Origin of the sequence: Pseudoalteromonas sp. S558, assembly GCF_005886635.1 — a bacterium.
In the GTDB taxonomy this organism is placed as follows: domain Bacteria; phylum Pseudomonadota; class Gammaproteobacteria; order Enterobacterales; family Alteromonadaceae; genus Pseudoalteromonas; species Pseudoalteromonas aliena.
On the sequence record NZ_PNDU01000197.1, the window covers coordinates 1 to 18,179 of the forward strand.

16 protein-coding genes and 2 pseudogenes are annotated in these 18,179 nt (G+C 38.2%); 9 read left to right on the forward strand and 9 right to left on the reverse strand.

What is annotated here, in order from left to right:
• Positions 1 to 110 precede the first annotated feature (110 nt).
• Both CWB66_RS13850 and CWB66_RS13855 read right to left on the reverse strand, forming a co-directional pair.
• Positions 111 to 824 (reverse strand): LytR/AlgR family response regulator transcription factor, encoded by a 714-nt coding sequence (locus CWB66_RS13850; protein ID WP_077537604.1) that lies wholly within the window; start codon positions 822 to 824, stop codon positions 111 to 113.
• Positions 821 to 2,596 carry a histidine kinase gene (locus CWB66_RS13855; protein ID WP_138585833.1) on the reverse strand — a complete coding sequence of 592 codons (1,776 nt, stop codon included), beginning with the start codon at positions 2,594 to 2,596 and terminating at the stop codon, positions 821 to 823. The genes CWB66_RS13850 and CWB66_RS13855 overlap by 4 nt, the downstream gene beginning before the upstream one ends.
• A gap of 152 nt (positions 2,597 to 2,748) precedes the next feature.
• Between CWB66_RS13855 and CWB66_RS13860 the strand changes: the two genes are divergently transcribed.
• Positions 2,749 to 4,602, forward strand: a complete 1,854-nt coding sequence (locus CWB66_RS13860; protein ID WP_138585834.1) for a serine hydrolase domain-containing protein — start codon at positions 2,749 to 2,751, stop codon at positions 4,600 to 4,602.
• Positions 4,603 to 4,702: 100 nt separating this feature from the next.
• Here the strand turns inward: CWB66_RS13860 and CWB66_RS13865 are convergent, their stop codons facing one another.
• Genes CWB66_RS13865 through CWB66_RS13875 form a run of 3 tightly spaced genes read right to left on the reverse strand, consistent with a single transcriptional unit; the run spans position 4,703 to position 7,157 of the window.
• Positions 4,703 to 5,947, reverse strand: coding sequence for a hypothetical protein (locus CWB66_RS13865; protein WP_054453799.1), 1,245 nt, complete (start codon positions 5,945 to 5,947; stop codon positions 4,703 to 4,705).
• Positions 5,944 to 6,780 (reverse strand): ABC transporter ATP-binding protein, encoded by an 837-nt coding sequence (locus CWB66_RS13870; RefSeq protein ID WP_138585835.1) that lies wholly within the window; start codon positions 6,778 to 6,780, stop codon positions 5,944 to 5,946. Before CWB66_RS13870 ends, CWB66_RS13865 begins: the two co-directional genes overlap by 4 nt.
• 2 nt (positions 6,781 to 6,782) lie before the next feature.
• On the reverse strand, positions 6,783 to 7,157 hold the full coding sequence (locus CWB66_RS13875; protein ID WP_008167164.1) for a GntR family transcriptional regulator: 375 nt from the start codon (positions 7,155 to 7,157) through the stop codon (positions 6,783 to 6,785).
• Positions 7,158 to 7,249: 92 nt separating this feature from the next.
• Here CWB66_RS13875 and CWB66_RS13880 point away from each other — a divergent pair, with 92 nt between their 5' ends.
• From CWB66_RS13880 to CWB66_RS13890, 3 genes are read left to right on the forward strand one after another with little or no spacing between them, the layout of a single operon-like run.
• Positions 7,250 to 8,776: an alpha/beta fold hydrolase gene (locus tag CWB66_RS13880; RefSeq protein ID WP_054453803.1), complete on the forward strand. Its 1,527-nt coding sequence runs from the start codon at positions 7,250 to 7,252 to the stop codon at positions 8,774 to 8,776.
• Positions 8,777 to 8,779: 3 nt separating this feature from the next.
• Complete coding sequence (locus tag CWB66_RS13885; RefSeq protein WP_054453805.1) at positions 8,780 to 9,514, forward strand: ABC transporter ATP-binding protein; 735 nt, start codon at positions 8,780 to 8,782, stop codon at positions 9,512 to 9,514.
• Positions 9,511 to 10,656: an ABC transporter permease gene (locus tag CWB66_RS13890; RefSeq protein WP_138585836.1), complete on the forward strand. Its 1,146-nt coding sequence runs from the start codon at positions 9,511 to 9,513 to the stop codon at positions 10,654 to 10,656. The genes CWB66_RS13885 and CWB66_RS13890 overlap by 4 nt, the downstream gene beginning before the upstream one ends.
• Positions 10,657 to 10,719: 63 nt before the next feature.
• On the opposite strand, the pseudogene CWB66_RS13895 reads toward CWB66_RS13890, so the two are convergent.
• Positions 10,720 to 11,151: pseudogene (locus CWB66_RS13895) on the reverse strand (NAD(P)H-binding protein); the annotation flags it as partial.
• Positions 11,152 to 11,232: 81 nt separating this feature from the next.
• Between CWB66_RS13895 and CWB66_RS22680 the strand changes: the two are divergent.
• Positions 11,233 to 11,367 (forward strand): annotated as a pseudogene (locus tag CWB66_RS22680) (transposase); the annotation flags it as partial.
• Positions 11,368 to 11,497: 130 nt separating this feature from the next.
• Here the strand turns inward: CWB66_RS22680 and bcp are convergent.
• The gene (bcp, locus tag CWB66_RS13905; protein WP_138585838.1) at positions 11,498 to 11,977 is read right to left on the reverse strand and encodes a thioredoxin-dependent thiol peroxidase; all 480 of its coding nucleotides are present in this window, start codon (positions 11,975 to 11,977) and stop codon (positions 11,498 to 11,500) included.
• A gap of 10 nt (positions 11,978 to 11,987) precedes the next feature.
• Entirely contained in the window at positions 11,988 to 12,521 is a 534-nt protein-coding gene (locus CWB66_RS13910) for a glycine cleavage system transcriptional repressor (protein WP_077537609.1), read from the reverse strand.
• 358 nt (positions 12,522 to 12,879) lie between these two features.
• Between CWB66_RS13910 and bamC the strand changes: the two genes are divergently transcribed.
• Positions 12,880 to 13,938, forward strand: a complete 1,059-nt coding sequence (bamC, locus tag CWB66_RS13920) for an NlpB/DapX family lipoprotein (RefSeq protein ID WP_138585839.1) — start codon at positions 12,880 to 12,882, stop codon at positions 13,936 to 13,938.
• Between the two features lie 64 nt (positions 13,939 to 14,002).
• Positions 14,003 to 15,373 (forward strand): YjiH family protein, encoded by a 1,371-nt coding sequence (locus CWB66_RS13925; protein ID WP_138585840.1) that lies wholly within the window; start codon positions 14,003 to 14,005, stop codon positions 15,371 to 15,373.
• A 40-nt stretch (positions 15,374 to 15,413) separates the two neighbouring features.
• On the opposite strand, the gene CWB66_RS13930 is transcribed toward CWB66_RS13925, so the two are convergent.
• A complete protein-coding gene (locus CWB66_RS13930; protein WP_138585841.1) occupies positions 15,414 to 15,560 on the reverse strand; it encodes a DUF2897 family protein in 147 nt (48 codons plus the stop codon).
• Positions 15,561 to 15,852: 292 nt separating this feature from the next.
• On the opposite strand from CWB66_RS13930, the gene CWB66_RS13935 reads away from it, so the two are divergent.
• Positions 15,853 to 16,446 carry an MlaC/ttg2D family ABC transporter substrate-binding protein gene (locus CWB66_RS13935; protein ID WP_138585842.1) on the forward strand — a complete coding sequence of 198 codons (594 nt, stop codon included), beginning with the start codon at positions 15,853 to 15,855 and terminating at the stop codon, positions 16,444 to 16,446.
• A 242-nt stretch (positions 16,447 to 16,688) separates the two neighbouring features.
• The gene (locus CWB66_RS13940) at positions 16,689 to 18,026 is read left to right on the forward strand and encodes an ankyrin repeat domain-containing protein (RefSeq protein WP_138585843.1); all 1,338 of its coding nucleotides are present in this window, start codon (positions 16,689 to 16,691) and stop codon (positions 18,024 to 18,026) included.
• Positions 18,027 to 18,179 lie beyond the last annotated feature (153 nt).

Sequence of the window (18,179 nt, forward strand, 5' to 3'; positions counted from 1 at the left end):
AAACAAGGCGAATTTACGCGTCAATAGCGGGCCTATTGCAAGTAAATTCAACGCAGTTAGCGCTGAAAATAGCTGCTTGAGATAGATTTATTATCCAGAGTTTAGGTTATTTAGTTAAACAACAATTTCGCCCTTAAACTACTTAGTCTGGTACGGCCTATAGGGAGCTGTTCACCGGTATGAAGTTGCACGTTATATTTGCTGCCTTCTTCGCTGAGTAATGCCTTAATGTTAGATATTGGCAATACATAGGAACGGTGTATTCTGATAAAGTCTGGACTCAATAACGTTAGTAATTTATCTAAATTCTTATCGTGTAAAATTTGTTTAGTGCTTCTGTTTTGCTGGGCTTTAGTTACAATCACACTGTAATGGCCGTCAGCTTTGATATAGAGAATATCTTCTATTGGAAGTAATTCGATTTTTCCTAAATATTTATAGGTTAAGTATTTGCTAGCCCCATTATGCTGCTGTTGTAACCGGTTTATTGCCTTTTTAATACGCTCTTGTGTAAATGGCTTCGCTACAAAATCGAGCACGCCAATATCAAACGCGTCAATCGCTCGATCGCTATTAGCAGAAACAATAATTGTATGGAAGCTCTCGCAGAGGGTGTGCTTTAATAACTCAAAACCATCTTTACCTTGCAGGTTTAAATCTAAAAACAAAACATCAATAGGGTGATCGGCTAAGTAATCGTAGGCGTCGTCAAGATTAGTACAGATATGCAATTCGATTTTTTGTTCATCAAAGGCGTTCTCAATAAAGCGCTTTAATCTTTTTGCTACCATAAATTCATCTTCAACCATTAATACTTTTTTCATAGGGGATCCTTGAGGTTGCTGTTATTAGCACGGTGATCGTCATAATCTATTAACGGCGTTGAGATTTTTGTAACCCATTGTTGTTTTTCAATATTCTGAAATAAAGACCATTGATTAGAAAAGCTTTCATTTAACCTTGCTGCTATGTATTTATTACCAATACCAGCGCCTATTTTATTCTGTGTACGTTCTTGTGTAGCATTTTTGTTTGAATTATGAGTAATCGCATTTATAGGGACGATAAACGTTAAATACTGCGTGTTATTTATTATTTTTTGCTCAAAAAAGAAGGTAATATGGCCTTGTTGGTAATGGTTATGCGAAATTGCGTTTTCTATTAATGTTAAAATAATACCCGGTGGAATGCAGTTATTCGGGTGAGATATATCCACTCTTAGGGAGTAATTTATATTTGAGCGATATGTCATAACTTTTAAATGGGAACGGCATAAGTCGATTTCATCTTGGAGATTGATTATTTTTTTTGCAGACAGTTGCGCCATAAATCTAAACTCATCCGCTAAGGCGTGTATAAATTTTACCGCTGTTGCAGGTGAGTCTTCAATCCACTCTTCAACAGCTGTTAATGTGTTTAAGATAAAGTGAGGTTGTAGATTACGTTTGACTAATTCAAGCTCAAGGCGACTTGCATTAATTTTACTTTGTTCAAGTTGTTTGGTATTAGCACTCATGGTTTGTGCAAGGGTGTAGAGCATTAAAAAGATTAACCCAGCAAAAGAGAGAAAAAAGTACTGATCCATGTATGAATAACTATTTATAAAAATAGGTGCAATGAATAGAGCTAAACCCAAAACCATTAATTTTGCATTGGCTTGTTGCGTAATGATAGCTTTGATACAAATGCACACAGCACTAAAAACGCCCACTAAAAATACATATAAGCTTCTATTATCATAACCATCAATCGTGATTAACAACACAGTTTGCAAGCAAATAACAAGTGCTAGCCATGTTGTACGATTTGTTTTTGATAATTTAAAAAACCATGCAAAAAAACAGGTGAAAAGCAGTGAAATTAAGCACGACAATGCTAAAACTATTTGTAAGCGAGGGATTTGCCAATTGTAAGGGTAAGGCATAAGACCACGCCATGATTCTACAAAAATAAGAACCAAAATACTTAAGCATAATATGCTAAATATTAAGTAGCTGGATTGGCGGTAACTAGTAATAAATACAATCAATGAGTACAAAGCAATTAAGAGTAAGGCGCTGGTCATTATCAACGGTAAACTGGCTTTTTTATAAGGCAGCTGTATTAAATAGTCATATTCTGTTATCGCACTTGTAAACGACACATAATCTACCTCAGAAGAAACGCGCTGATTAGAAATACGTAAACTTAAAGTATGTGTGCCTTTATCAGTTGCAGTATTAGGCAACAGCATTATTTTATCGATCAGGCCCGCAACTTCAGTGTGTTGAGAATCACCTACAAGGCCATTTTTACCTATTAAAACACCATCCCAATAAGCCTCAAACGATCCCAAAATACTAATAAACAAACCTAGCGAAGACGAGGGCTTTTTTTCAAAATTAAAGTCCATTTGCACCCATCGAATATTTTTTGAATTTTTAATACCGTGAAATGTATTTTTTTGCCACACAGAGCGGTTTACGATAGGTAATGAATAAGCAATATCGTCATCATCAATTAAATAATAGTGCTCGGCAAAGATAGCATCAGGCTCTTGCGCATAGGTAGCGAAGCTTGTAAAAAATAAAACGAATATGAGCTGATACTTAAGCATTGTGTTCCCTCTTTTATATTCCCCATCTTAGCAATAAAAAAGGAAAACATTCGAGGTGTTGAGGAATTATACGAGCCGTTCATGCATAAGTTGCTTATTTAAGGCGGCTAATGCGCCACACTGAGGTTTAATTTACAGAACGAGATGCTCCTATGGCTATTAAAAAAACTATCATGACTTTGAGTAAATGTTGCGCAGCGCTAAGTTTAATTGTGGCTAGTGTGTGTGTCGCTAACACTCAAAAAACGCAACTATCTATAACTGGTAATACACATCAATTAACTACTTTTACGTCACCGGTAGGTGAAGAATATAGTTATCAGCAGTTTATTGATAACTACAAAATACCTGGGCTAAGTTTTGCTGTTATTGATGATTATAAAGTGATTTATACTAATTTTGCAGGCGTTAAAGATACTAAAAGTAAGCAGAAAATTGATCAATTTACTGCTTTCTCAACGGCATCTATTGCAAAACCTGTCACTGCAACAATTGCAGCAATGCTCGCAGAGCAAGGTAAATTAGATTTAGATACACCTGTGAGTAACTATTTAAAACGCTGGGCGTTACCTTCATCAGTGTTTGAGTCATCAAAAAACCTTTCTATTCGGCAGTTGTTGTCGCATACCGCTGGGATGAGCCAAGGCGGGTATGCTGACTTTCATTTAGGGGATGATATTCCAACCCTTATAGATGTGCTTGAGGGTAAAAAGCTACCACGATATAAACGTCCGATTTCGATGCTATTTGCCCCTGACACTGATTGGCAATACAGTGGCGGAGGGTATGTAATAGTACAAGTTGCGATTGAAGATATAACCGGTAAACCATTGCAAGCATTAGCTCAAAAGATGCTATTTGATCCATTAGGTATGAAAAATACAACGATGTATCAAAATGGAGATAAACAATTTTTAACTAATGTTGCGAAGGTTCATGATCGTCAGCAGCAGGTTATAAGAGATGGCATACCAATTTGTCCACAAATAGCACCATCTGGGCTATGGAGTACGCCACAAGACATGGCCAAATTCACAATTGAATATCAAAAGGCGTTAGCAGGTAAAGTAACGTCGGTTATTTCAACATTCGTAGCACGTACCACAACGGATATTCACACGCTTAAAAAAATAGGTGGGTGGTCACCGGGTTGGATGAGATTTGAGGCCAAAGGTAATTTAGAGTGGTTCTCGCATGGAGGCTCAAACACTGGTACTGGCGGGCATATTATGTCAACAATGCAAGGTGGTAAAGGCATTATGGTTTTTATGAATGCGACAACAGAGCACAGAAACCCTGCAATAGATGCGTTTATTGACAGTACGATAAAAAAAATGAAATGGGCACGTGTAATTTCAGCAACAGCAAAACCCCCCAAGCATCAAATAGAGAAAATGCTCGGCAGGTATTTATCTCAGTTTGATCAAATAGTGACGATTACATTATCAAAATCCGGTAACGACTTGATATATGAAGATCCCCTTCAAAACAAAAAAGGCGTTAAAATGCATTATCAAGGAGGTGGGATGTTTGCTGTAGATAATAACCCTAATCAGATAAGTGTTGTAATGAACCCTTTATCTAATAAATATTTTTTAGTACTAAATAATGTTGGGAGTGGTTTAACTGAGCGTGCGATGCGCAAACTTGAAAAAGATGAACAACTTCCTTTTGAAGTAGCAAAACACGCTGATTTTATAAGCACATTAAAGGCATATAAAGCATGGAAAAAAAACTATCCTGATTCAAAATTGCTTTCAGCTAATGCAATTAATAATGCCGGATATAATGCGTTAGGTAACAAGGACTACCAAGTAGCTATAACGCTTTTTAGGGTTTATAGCCATCTATATCCTGATGATGCAAATGCATTTGATAGTTTAGCAGAAGCGTACATGCTCTTTGGAGATACTGTTAATGCGATAGCAAACTATGAGCAATCTTTGCAATTGAACCCACAAAATTCAAATGCACAAAAGATGATACATACCCTTAAAAAGCAATAAGTAGTTATAGATTTAGAATGTGGAATAGCGGGTGTTAAATCTTTTTGATAAACACCCGCTAAACTAAGCATCGCTAAAGGCAAAGGGTTTTTGAAGTAGTTTATAAGTATTTTATTGTAAAGCGGTTCAAAACAGCCAAAACACTGGCATAAAGTGAAATAAGTAAAAGCTTCAATATGCTATCGCCATGTTCAATCATTACATTGACAGTTCCCATACTCACGCCACACGATAAACATAATAAAACACTCAGTACGTTTATATTTTTAAATACATTGCCAAGAACAAAGCTTGTCAGTGTAGCTGCTATACAGGCTATCGCATAACTTGCAACATTTAGAAGTTGCCATTGTTGATGGGTCAGTAGCAATATAGATGCACTAACGAAGCACAGAACGCCAATTAACAATGAAAATTTAAGTGCACTGTTACTAAGGGCAACTTTAACTGCGTGACTCCCATTATAAATAGGTAAAGTGGTGAGTAATTCCCACGATTGTGAACGTTGTGCTTTTGCCCATTGGCATAACGTAACTGCAGCTAACAGCATTAATGTTAAAGCGAATAATACATGCTCTGCAATGTTATAAAAAAAGTTTATCACTATTGCAATGATAGAAAAGAGCACTAATAAAATAATGTATTGCGATAAACTTGAGCCAACAAAATAACTCAATGGGAATAGTTGTTTATTTATGGCTGTGCCGTAATTTGATAAAAGTCCACTTGGTACGGGCGACCAACCTGACTGTAGTCCTTGGCGGTAATTTATAAGTGCATCGGCTTGCCATATATAGGGCATACCTAATTTGTTCTTACATAGTAAAATTAGACTTAAAACCAGCAAAGAGCATGGTATTAACCACAAAGGTAAGTGTTCAAAAAAGGTGGGTATAATAATTGCGAATGTGAATGCCAAATAACAACATGTTGTAAATAAGTGGCTTGTAACGCGGCAAATAAACCAAATACTTAAGCCCAAGATGTTTGCTAGTAACAGCATGTTGATGTTATTTAAGCTAGGCGATAGGGCAATACTACACAGCAGAATTAGGTTTATTAAGGCAATAAAGACTTTACCTTGAAACATTACATGTTTGCAGTAATCAGCGACTAAGCATTGCCATTCAGTTGCTTGCATTCGGATACTTTGCCATGCAAGCGCACAATAAGTACACACAACAGCAAGTATCATCATCATAGTTGATAACGATTCCACACGAATGAAAATGATACATGCGGCTGTGGCTAAAATAGCCTGAATTAAGTAGCTGGCACAGCCCAAATCTTTAAACCAAAAATTGAGGCTACCCTGATACCAAGGTCGTTTTACTGCATTCATCATCCATGCAGCTCCACAAATAGTTGCTCTAATGATAAATGGTTGATGGCAAGTGCGCCCGGAATAGGCTCTCCTTGGTAGCCATAAATAATGGCTGAGTTTGCTTGCAAATTAAGCACGCGGTAGGCACTTAGATCGATGTTTTGCTCTGTAAAATTGACTCTTCTAATGGTATCGCGTACGACATCTAATTCGTCAATCAAGATAAGCTCGGCGTCTTTTATTAGGGCTATATGACTGGCTACACGTTCTATATCGGATGTGATATGTGAGGAAAATAAAATACCAGAGCCTGAGTCTAATGCTAAGTCGAACAAGTCGCCCATAAACTCGCGTCGTGCTATTGGATCCAAACTGGCTACTGGTTCATCTAAAATAAGTAATTTGGGATGATAAGCCATAGCCATGATCAGCGCTAAAGTTTGACGTTGGCCGATAGATAAGTCGTTAATTGCAGCATCAGTCGCCAGCTCAAACCGTTTGAGCCATTTAGCTTCTAATTGCAGATCCCATGTAGGGTAAAAGCTGCGGTGTAGTGCCAAAGCATCAGCGACCTTAAAGCCTTCATAACCAAATGTTTGTTGTGACACATAACCTATTTGGGCTTTACTTTGTGCGCTGAGCTTATCACTGGGTTCACCAAAAACACGTATCTCACCTTGATCAGGTGCTATCAACCCAAGCGCACTGCGTAATAATGTCGTTTTACCTGCACCATTTTTACCCAGTAAACCAATGACCATACCAGGCTCTAGAACAAGCGAAACATTGTTTAATACACTGCGTTGGTCATAGCTTTTATAAATATTATTGTAGCTAAGAAGGGGCTGTTCCATGTTTATAATTTCCATCGTTTTTTTATAAGCTCGACGAGCGCTTCTTGCGATACATCAAGCTGTTTTGTTTGTTGAACGAGTTGATCGATAGCCTTAAAAAGCAAGGTGTCTTGTTGATCAGGTTGTTGCGATGTTTTTTGTGCCACACGGGTGGCTTGACCGCGACGACGCTCTAACCAGCCTTGATCGACCAATTGACCGATTGCACGTGATACCGTCATCGGGTTTACAGCAAAGTGATCTGCTATTTTACGCACTGATGGCAGCTCTTCACCGGTTAATAATTGCCCGCCCACAATCAAGCGCACAATTTGCTCATGCAATTGTTTATAGATTGGATCGCCATTATTAGGGTTGACATTAATAAATTCTAGCATTACTCTTTCTCTACTGTATTAATACATTAATACACCGATACACTAAGGTTAAGTTATCATATTGAGTGTAAAATGCAACAAGGGAAAGATTAATGAAAATCATGTTTAATTTACGTAAAAGCCTGATAAAGCTTACAATATTACCAATATTATTGGCCGGCTCAACAGCTGTATTAGCTGATAATAATAAAAAAAACCAACCATTACTCACACCTTGCTACATGGAAGGGCTTGCTGATAGGTTGATGTGTGGCAGTATTAGCCAGTCTTTATCGCAAAATCCGGCGGATGGTAATATTGATATCCACTTTGCTGTAATTCCAGCTATTAAACCAAGTTACCCTGACGAAGCCATTCTTGGTTTTGCCGGAGGTCCAGGGCAAGGCGCAATTGATCTCGCTGCTATCTTTAATAGAAACTTACAATTTGCCCGTGAAACACGCGATATAGTATTGATTGATCAGCGTGGCACGGGTTATTCAAATAAGTTGCAGTGTGACAGTGATGACTTGCAAACGCAGTTTGCATTTAATGAAGCCTTTGCTGATTTACCTGCTCTGGGCGCGCAAGACACGCAAAAGTGTAAAGATAAGCTCAATATTGATTTAAGTCATTTCACTACACCTGTTGCCGCTAAAGATTTTGAAGCGGTACGAAAAGCGCTTGGCTACAAAGGGTTTCATCTATATGGGGTGTCTTACGGCACGCGAATAGCGCAAGAATATACGCGTCAATTTCCAAGTTCAGTGATCACCAGCACGCTTGATGGTGTTGTACCTATGCAACAAAGTTTAGCTGCCATTGGTGAGGCTATTGATAGCTCGCTTGCGGCCCTATTTAGTCGTTGTGAAGCCAACGCACAGTGTGCTCAGCAATACCCTGATTTGAAAACTGAGTTTACAGCTTTATTGGCTAAACTCGATGCTCAACCAGTCGAGGTGCAGGTTTTACATCCGCGTACACATGAGACTATTACACTCGCTGTTACAAAAACAAAGTTTTTCGGGGCAATACGTATGGCTTTGTACAGTCATTCACGTCGTGCGATTGTGCCACTGGTTATTACACAAACTGCACAAGGAAATTATGCAGCATTGGCGGGCTTAATGGCTGGGGCTGATATGTCAGAAATGCTCGCCATGGGTATGCATAACGCCATCGTTTGTGGCGAAGATTGGCCACAATTAAATGTTCAAACCCGTCAGCAATATAATAAAACGTATGTGGGCAGCTTGATGATAGAGGGGCTCGATATTATGTGCCCAATATTAAATGTAACAGCCGTAGATAAATCATTTTATCAACCCCTTAACAGCTCAACACCTACGTTACTGTTATCTGGTGAGCGTGACCCAGCAACACCGCCAAGTTGGGCTGAACTTGCTATGGTAAGCATGAGTGAAGCAACGCATTTGGTATCACCCACTGCAACTCATGGGATCGGCTCGCAAACGTGTGCGCCTAAAATAATCGCCCAGTTTATTGATCAAAAAAATATGCAAGATATTGATACCGACTGTATCAAAGATAAAAACGATAAACAGTTCTTTATGAATATCAATGGTGTTGCACCAATGCATACTCAGACCGCAACTTTAAACGCACAAGACAAGGAGTAAACCATGATTAAAGTAACTAACTTAACAAAGAAAATTGGTGATGTTAATGCGTTAAACGATCTTAGCTTTAGCGCACAAAATGGTAAAATAACGGGTTTACTTGGCCCCAATGGTGCGGGCAAAACAACGTGTTTAAGAACGGTGTTTGGTTTGCTAAAAGCAGATAAAGGTATAGCTGAGATTGATGGTATTGATGTTGCAAAAAATCCAATGGCAGCTAAACAAAATTTGGGATTGTTTCCTGATCCTTGTGGATTGTATGAGAGATTAACGCCCAGAGAATATATAACCTTTTTTGCGCAGTTGAGCGGCATGTCAGAGGTTGCGGCAAAAGAAGCGACAGCAAAAGTGCTCGAAAAATTAAGCATGGATGATATTGCAGATCGTCGTTGCCAAGGGTTTTCACAGGGGCAGCGTATGAAAACAGCACTGGCTCAAGCAGTTGTGCATAACCCATCAAACATTATTTTAGATGAACCAACACGTGGTTTGGATGTTATGAGTACACGTATTTTAAGAGAGTTATTATTGCTACTTAAAGCGCAAGGGCACTGCGTACTGTTTTCATCGCATGTTATGCAAGAAGTGGCTGCATTGTGCGACCACGTGGTGATTATGGCCAATGGTAAAGTGGTTGCAGAGGGCTCAGTAGAGTCGTTATGTGAGCGAACAGGTAAAGACAGTTTAGAAGAAGCATTCATAGACTTGATAGGCAGTGACGAAGGAATTGCAGCATGATTAATTTATTAAAAGTGTTATATAAAAAAGAAGTCATGGATGCCAGTCGTGACAAACGTTCAGTAATGGCAGGACTTTATTATGCAATTGGTGCCCCGCTTGGCATATGCATACTTTTTATATTGCTATTACAACAGCTTGCATCACCTGATGCATTAAAAATAACGATTGAAAATAGTCTTTCAGCACCTAACTTAGTGGCTCATTTAAAAAACAATGATATCGCAATGGGAACGGATAATACGGATAGCAAATTAAAGCCAATTATATTGCAAATAAGTGATGATTATCAGAAGAATATGCGCGAAGGTCGCCCAGCGACTGTAACACTCATTGCAGATAAATCAGATGATAAGCTACGTAAACATATTCAACGCGTGGAAAAAACGCTTGCTTTGTATAATTCTGAAGTGGCTAGCTTAAGGTTAATTACACGGGGTGTCGACCCTCAACTAATGAGAGTGCTTGCGGTTGAGGTCAATGATCAAGCAACACCTGATTCTAAAGGGGGTATGTTCTTGGGGATTGCAACTCTATCAATGATTTTAACTGTATTTTATGCTGCAATGAACCTAGCAATAGATACCAGTGCCGGGGAGCGTGAACGTAATTCTTTATCATTATTGTTAAGTCACCCATTAAGTAGCTTACACATTGTATTAGCAAAATCGGCGGCGATAGCGACATTCTCTATGCTGGGATTAGCGATCATTCTAGTGGTGTCGAAGTTTTCTTACGGTATGGTGCCGTGGCAGCAGCTAGGGTTTAGCGTAACCATTACACCGTCATTTATGCTTTTTTGTGCCGTAGTGTGTTTGCCAATTGCATTTATGTCAGCCAGTTTACAGGTGTTTGTTTCGTTTACGGCAAAATCATTTAAAGAGGCGCAATCATACGTGACGATGGTGTTATTTATTCCGATGGCATTAAGCATGGTAACGACTTACGATATTGCAACAGATATTGTGCAGTGGTTACCTATTGCTGCGCAGCAATTTGCACTCATGGAGTTTATTAAAGGCAACCCAATACCAGTGCCACAATTAGTGCTATCAACATTGATTACAATTATATTGTTTGGCGTATTTAGTTATTTAAGTAGCCGCATGCTTAAAAGCGAAAAAGTAGTATTTGGTTTGTAAGTTTAAAAAACCTTAAAAACATATTAAAAGCGGCGGTTGAGCCGCTTTTAATATGAAATGCGATTAGAGTGAAGTGATTGGCTTATCGCCATCGAATAACTCAAAGAGGCTATTTTCGTTTATTGAATAGTTGGCTATTTGTAATAGCGCATTCGCAACGTTTTCTCGACTGATTTTAGCCTCATTTCGCTCACTGGGCTGTTGTGTGGTAACTTTTAGTGAAGCATCTTCGTTGGTGAGTGAGCTTGGGCGTACGATTGTATAATTTAAGCCACTATTTATTAAATGCTCATCAGCCATGTGTTTTGCCACTAAATAAGGTTTTGAGTCGCTTTGGACTGCATTCGGGTTATCTGCACAAATTGAACTGACCATGATAAAGCGCTTAATGCCATATTGTTTTGCATAATTTACGGCTTTACTTGCCGCCCATAAATCAATTAATAACGTTTTATCATCACCCGTACTATCACCTGAGCTTGCGGTAGGTATTACGATGACACTCATCTTAATTTTTGTACTTTTAAAAGTTAAAGACTACGTTTTAGTTAGTTCAAATAGTAGTTAGGGTGTTAGATTGCAATCGTAAGAAAGCGTCAAGTAAGTTTGATTGATACAAGCCATTATCACTGTATTTCACGTTGTGTACGAAGTACATTTTTGTGTGGCGAAGATGACTTTACTGAACAATCTTACGAGCACCGCAGAGGTTAGCATGCGCTGTTTTTACTATGAGTGAGTACCTGCTGGATAAGCGTATATCGCGCTGCGTACGGCATAAAAAAGCGCTGCTCTTAAGCAACGCTTTTTAATTTTTAGAGGCCGTTTTTAGAGGGCTACTTTAATTTTGAGCTAAATAATCTAGCACGATTTGGTGATGATCTTTGGTCTTAAATTTATCAAACAAGTGTTTTATTTTTCCGTCTTGGCCGACTAAAAAGGTTAGGCGGTGAATACCTTCGTATTCTTTTCCCATAAATTTTTTGTAACCCCATACCCCAAATGCTTCTGCAATAGCGTGATCTTCATCGGCTAGTAAGTCAAAGTTAAGTTCTTTTTTTGTTTCAAAGTTTTTAAGACGTTTAACAGGATCTGGACTAATACCTACAACACGGGTGTTAAACTTAGCAAGTTCAGCATGTTGATCGCGTAAGTTCTCGGCTTGTACAGTACAGCCTGGTGTGGACGCTTTTGGATAAAAATAAACGAGAACTTGTTGCTCTTTTAAAAGCGACGTTAAGCTAATTGATTCGTCGTTTTGGTTTTGCAAACTAAAAGCAGGGGCTGCGTCGCCAGCTTGTAATGGGCTGATTTTTTTCATGTTGGTATCCTTAACGAATTCGTTTAAAAATATAATCTACGTTTAATGTGTGCGAAAGGCTTTCAAAACTAACTTTAAATTGATCTATATCTACGTCAACAGGAATATTAAACTCAAGTTCACAACGCATTTTTGTATCAGTGCTTTCATCGTAGGTGTCTGATTTTAATGAGCAAATGCTAATTTGATTGTCGGCAAAAAAACGCGTTACTTTGCTCAGAGTGCCTGGCGTATCTATTCCTGTGTATTCTAAAGTGTATCCTGCGCAAAACTCACTGGGTGTGTGGCTTGATGTGCGCTTCATCATGGTAAGCAAGCCAAGCTCCATCGCTTTGGTGGGGATCACGTGTTCAATACGGCTGATTGCTGACATATCGCCGCTTAGCAGCATTATAAAGGTAAATTCACAGCCTAAAATAGCAATACGGCTGTCAATTATATTGCAATGGCAATCACTTACTAATTGTGTAAGTTCACTTACAATACCCGGCCTATCTTCGCCAATAGCAGTTAAAACAATTTGATGATTTGAAAATGCAGTCATGGGTAAAAATACCTAAGTTACTTTGATTATAACAACTGAGTTGGCAACAACATTAAATACACATAATAAGTTGCACGGCGGCGAAGTTTAACACAAAACCTTACCTAAACTACAACACAGGCTAATTAAGCGCTTTTAAAGTACGGTGTTTCTTGTTTTTACTGGCACAGGAAAGTACCATAGCTAAAATTTGTTTATTTGCACTTAGATTTTTCTAAGTTGAAGTGCTGAACTTTATTGCATTTAGACAGCCAAATAATAATGTAGAGTTAATATTGACTTTACACTGAACCAAATCGGCGTAACCCACTCATATATTTGTTAAAACAATTAAAGGGTACGCTAAGGAGAATTATCTGTGCAGTATTGGATCCCAAAAGCACTTGCAGTAAGTGTATTGGTAAGTTTATCAGGGTGTAGTGTATTTACTAATAGTGCGCATAGTGAGCGTAATTACCGCACACATGAGCCTGTGAAGGCACCCGCGTCATTATCTCAACCAGCCCAAGATCCGGTTTATAAAATGGAAGTAGGTCAATACGATAATAGCCCCGACGCAACTAATTATCGTCCGCCTGCTCAAGTACTTACCGTAGCTAAAGGCAGTTGGGTTGAAGAAACAGATAAAATAGCGCGTGTTTATTTTGATAAAAGCGATGGTATTGTTGATTTAGATGCATTTATTTGGGACACGATTAAATCAGTGCTAGCCAATAATGAGGCAACGACCACTAAAGAAGATAAACTATTAGGCGTTATTGAAACTGATTGGTACGCAATAATTAAAACTGAAGAGAGCTGGCTTTGGGGCAGCGACAAAAATGCAGACCTAGAAAAATTCAGATTCACAATTGAAGAAAAGTCGCACCAACGAACTGCGTCTTTACGTGTTGAGCTTATTGATTTTAAAGGTGATAACGCACTTACTGATTTGCTAAAACAGCAATTAGAAGTACGTGCGCTCAATCAAGTAGTGAGTGAGTTTGACTATCGTTACCGTCAACTTGAAGTAGAAATGCGTAAACGCCAAGGTGTTATTTCTCTTGAAATGGGCTTTGATAATAAAGGTAATGCAGCATTGGTTACTGAGCAGTCTTATGACGCTGTATTCGATCGCTTTTCTGGCTTTTTAGAGCGTTTATCTTTCACGATTGTTGAAATTAACCAAGAGACAGGTTTAATTACTGCTGATTATAGCGCACCAGAAACCAGCGTTTGGGATTCAATTTGGGGTGATGAAGTTGCCCAGCTTCCTATTGATGAAGGACAGTATCAAATTTTAGTGAGCAAAACTAAAGAAGGCGGTACAAGTTTAACGTGGATGGATGACAAGGGCGAAACGCTTGAGCCAGGCACGATGAACGGGTTGCAACAAGCACTAGAAGCCGCTCTCATTAAGCGTGGCATTAAAATTTAAATAATAATAAATTTAACTACAAAAAGGGCGTTTGGCTCTTTTTGTAGTTTTATAGGTTAACAATATGTCTCAATTACCTACCTCAACGCAGTACGATTGGCGTACTTGGTTTACTTTTTTAGTTCCTTCACTTGTTGGTGTTTTTTTGTTTATGACGCCAGTGCCCACAGGTGAAATAATGACAATACCTATCGCGGTCATGGCCAAAGCAATACAGTCTTATTTTTCAGACTCTGCAAAAATTATTATCACAATAACTATCTGTATAACGGGCGTATTGTCATTTATAACGAGTGTGTTTAAACCCAAAGTCTTGTGTAATATATTCTTAATTAATCATTTATTTAATGTTAGTTGGATTTGGCTGGTAACGCGCCTTTTTGGTATGGCATTTGTTTTAATGACCACCTTACAAATTGGACCCCATGCTGTTATTTCTGAAAATACAGGTGCACTTGTATTAAACGACTTGTTGCCCGTGTTATTTTCTGTGTTTATTCTTGCCGGTTTATTGTTACCACTACTGCTTAATTTTGGGTTACTAGAATTAATGGGTACCTTACTTACTAAAATAATGCGGCCTTTATTTGGTGTACCTGGACGAAGTGCAGTGAATTGCGTGGCATCTTGGTTAGGGGATGGCAGTGTTGGTATTTTAATGACTGCTCGTCAGTATGAAGATAAACATTACACACAACGTGAAGCAGCTATTATTGGAACCACTTTTTCAGCGGTATCCATTACATTTTGTTTAGTCGTTATTGGTCAAGTTAAGCTTGAATACTTGTTTGCTCCGTTTTATTTAACCGTATGTTTAGCGGGTGTAGTCGCTGCTATCATTGTTCCTCGTTTACCGCCTCTGCGCTTTAAAAAGGATGTATTAATTGATGGTAGCGCACCTGATGCTAACGCAGAGTTAGTGCCGCAAGGTAAAACATTATTAGGGCACTCTTTAGATGTAGCATTGGCTAAAGCGCATAAAGCACCTGGTTTTACAGGTACGGTTAAAGAAGGCTTACATAATGCCTTTGATATGGTGTTTGCGGTATTACCTGTGGTTATGGCTGTAGGTACATTTGCGTTAATTATTGCTGAATACACGCCTGTTTTTCAATATTTAGGTATGCCGTTCATTCCATTTTTAGAATTACTACAAGTGCCAGAAGCAGAGGCCGCAGCACAGACTATTATGGTTGGTTTTGCTGATATGTTTATTCCATCAATTTTAGCCGCAGGTACTATTGAAAGTGATGTTACACGGTTTATAATTGCAGCGATGAGTGTAACGCAGCTGATTTATATGTCTGAGGTAGGCGCACTTTTACTTGGCAGTAAAATACCGGTAAATATTTTAGAGCTATTTATTATATTTATTTTGCGAACGCTAATTACTTTACCTGTTATTGCGCTAATGGCGCATTGGTTAGTCGGCTAAATAATTTTATATTTAGTACGCATTAAAAAGCCCTGATTGATCAGGGCTTTTTTGTGTCTGTTGTATTTTTAATATCGGCGTCGGGCTTTTTGAACTCCATTTTTGCAGAGTACTTAACCAGCGCGATATTACCAATAACAACGGCGAAAACACCAGCTACGATTATAAAAATTTGCCAAGTTTGCATAATGATTTCCTTACTTTTCAACAATTTTAAGTGTGACCGTTTTGACTTGTAACATCAAAAAAGATCAACACGCCCTCATCTCAGGATAATAAACTTATCTCAAGCAGATATGTGCAATGAGAGAAAAGTGTCGGTTGTTTATAGAGTGTTAATAGGAATCAATAACTAGTTGAATTACATTTAGTTATTTTATTGGTGCAAATTGAGCATTAATAAGTTGCTTATTTATGCCTTTTTTGTTGCGTATGCTTCGCGTAAATTATAGCAATATTAATCATACAGACAATTTATTATGAAATTCATTAAGCTATTATTGGTTGTAACTGCATTTTTGAGTAGTTCGCTTTTCGCACAAACACAACAATCCCCTGACAGACTTTTGGAATCAGTTGCAGATACATTATTTGCTGACATTGCTAAAGTAAATAGCAAAGGGAATGCAAGTAAAGAGGCAATGTCTGAAATAGTCGAGAAACGTTTAATGCCACATATCGACGTAAAATTTGTGTCATTTAAATTATTAGGTAAACATATTAAAGGAATTGAGCGCCAGCAAGCTGTTCAGTTTATTGATGCGGTAGAGCATTATTTAAAAGGTACCTATGCAAGCGCATTAATGAAATACACGGGCCAAAAAGTTGTATTTGAACGTAACAATACAAAAAGCGATTCTGAGTACGCAACCGTTAATACACAAATTATTGAACCAAATGCACCAACAATCGACTTGAGCTTTAAGTTACGATTAGGTAAAAATAATGAGTGGAAAGTATACGATATTGTTGCTGAGGGTATTTCGTTACTCAGTGCTAAGCAAAAAGAGATTATTCAGCGTATTTCGGACGTAGGTTTAGAGCAAGTTACCAGCGAGCTGAAAAAGAAATAAAATAGTTGTCTGGCTCTGATTAAGTCCTACTCCAACCAAAAAAACAGCCAATTTCCTATGGACTTGGCTGCTTTTATATTCTTGAATGAAGTAATCCAAAAGGATTGTAGTTATTCATCAATTTTGCGCTAGTAGCTAAACAAAGGTGTGCTAGAATATTGCCTCTTTGATTAAGCGTGGTGTCAGCTAAAAGCTGCTATAACTGACTGTCTACCCAAGTACACTGGAGTTGTGTTGTTTTAATGGAAAACGTACTAATTTGGCCAAAGGAATACCCATTACTTATTAAAGGGCTTGTAGAGCAAAATGGTGCCTTTATTTTAGATGCTTTGGAAGCTTGGCCCGCGTGTCGTTCTACTGATGAAGACGATGGTGTGTGCACTACCGTTTTGCCGCCTATTTATTATTTGGCATGGTTAACGCCATTAGAACCTTTCGAAGAATGTTTTTTTCAGCATATTTCTGAATATGACGAAGATGCACAAGCATATATCAATGCGGTTAAAAACCATTATTACGATAATGAATATACTCCTGAAAGTCTTGTGCTTTTGTTGTGCCAACGACTTGAAAAGTATGCAAGCGTTGCGGCGCAAAATGCCATAACCACACCTGTTTCATTACTCAGCTTATTTTTTAGTAAGCGCTACTTTACACTGATAGAGCATGCTTTAACTAATGACAGTAAAATGTCGGCCGTTGATACATTAGCACTGTGGAAAGAATTAGATTTTAGAGAGCGATTAAGTTCGTTTATTCCAGCATCTATTGCAGATCTAGATAAGTTATCTGAACTTGCCAGTGACAAAGTGGCCAACGGTAAAGATTATTTTACGTTACTGACTCAAGTCTCTCCAGACGTTGACTCTGTCGTCTTACTTGAAAAAGCGTTGTTGACTCATTTACGTAAAAAAACAGCGAAGCAAACTATGGCTATGCGCTTTATAGAGCAAGGAGCCACAGGCACTTTGGCCGATGAGAACAATAAAACCGCTTTTATGTGGGCTGCCGAAAGAGGCTTTGTGAATGTAGTTGAAACACTGCTTTCAAAACAAGACAAGAAAGCCACGGATAGCTTAAGTAACACTGGACTACATTACGCTGTTCATTCTAAAAATGAATCGTTAATGGTGCTGTTAATTAAAGCAGGTTACGACTTTAGAGCCCGCAACAAAGAAGGTTTAAGCTGTTATCGATTAGCGGTAAGTCTTAAAGCACAAAATTTAGTTAAATGTTTAGAACGTGATTTTGGAATAAAAGAGTTATCACCTGATGGGCAGTTTGACCGCATAAAAAAAGTACATGCTTTGCATGCCATTGTTACGTTACTTTTTCCATTGCAGTTATTTTTCTTTTTTGACGATACACTTACTGTAAAAAGTGAATTAACACTGGGTTTAACCATGATCACTGTGGTGTGTTTTTTCTTTGCCATGAGTCTAAAGCGCTGTGCACTTTATCCACACATAAAGCACCCTTGGGGCTTATTTGTGTTGAGAGGGTTTTCGTTAGTTAGCTTAATAGCTCAGTTAGGCTTGGCAGGTATTGTTATGCTCACGGCTTTGAGTGATTTAGTTTAATTTATACCAAGCTGCATAAATTTTTGATCAATTTAACGAATTAAATTGTACTATAACGTCGTTAAAAATTTTTTATTTAAAACAACTAGATACAAAAATTTTTGCCTAGTTCTAGCGTGATTTTCTTAACGTTAAATAGACCCTATATATAAG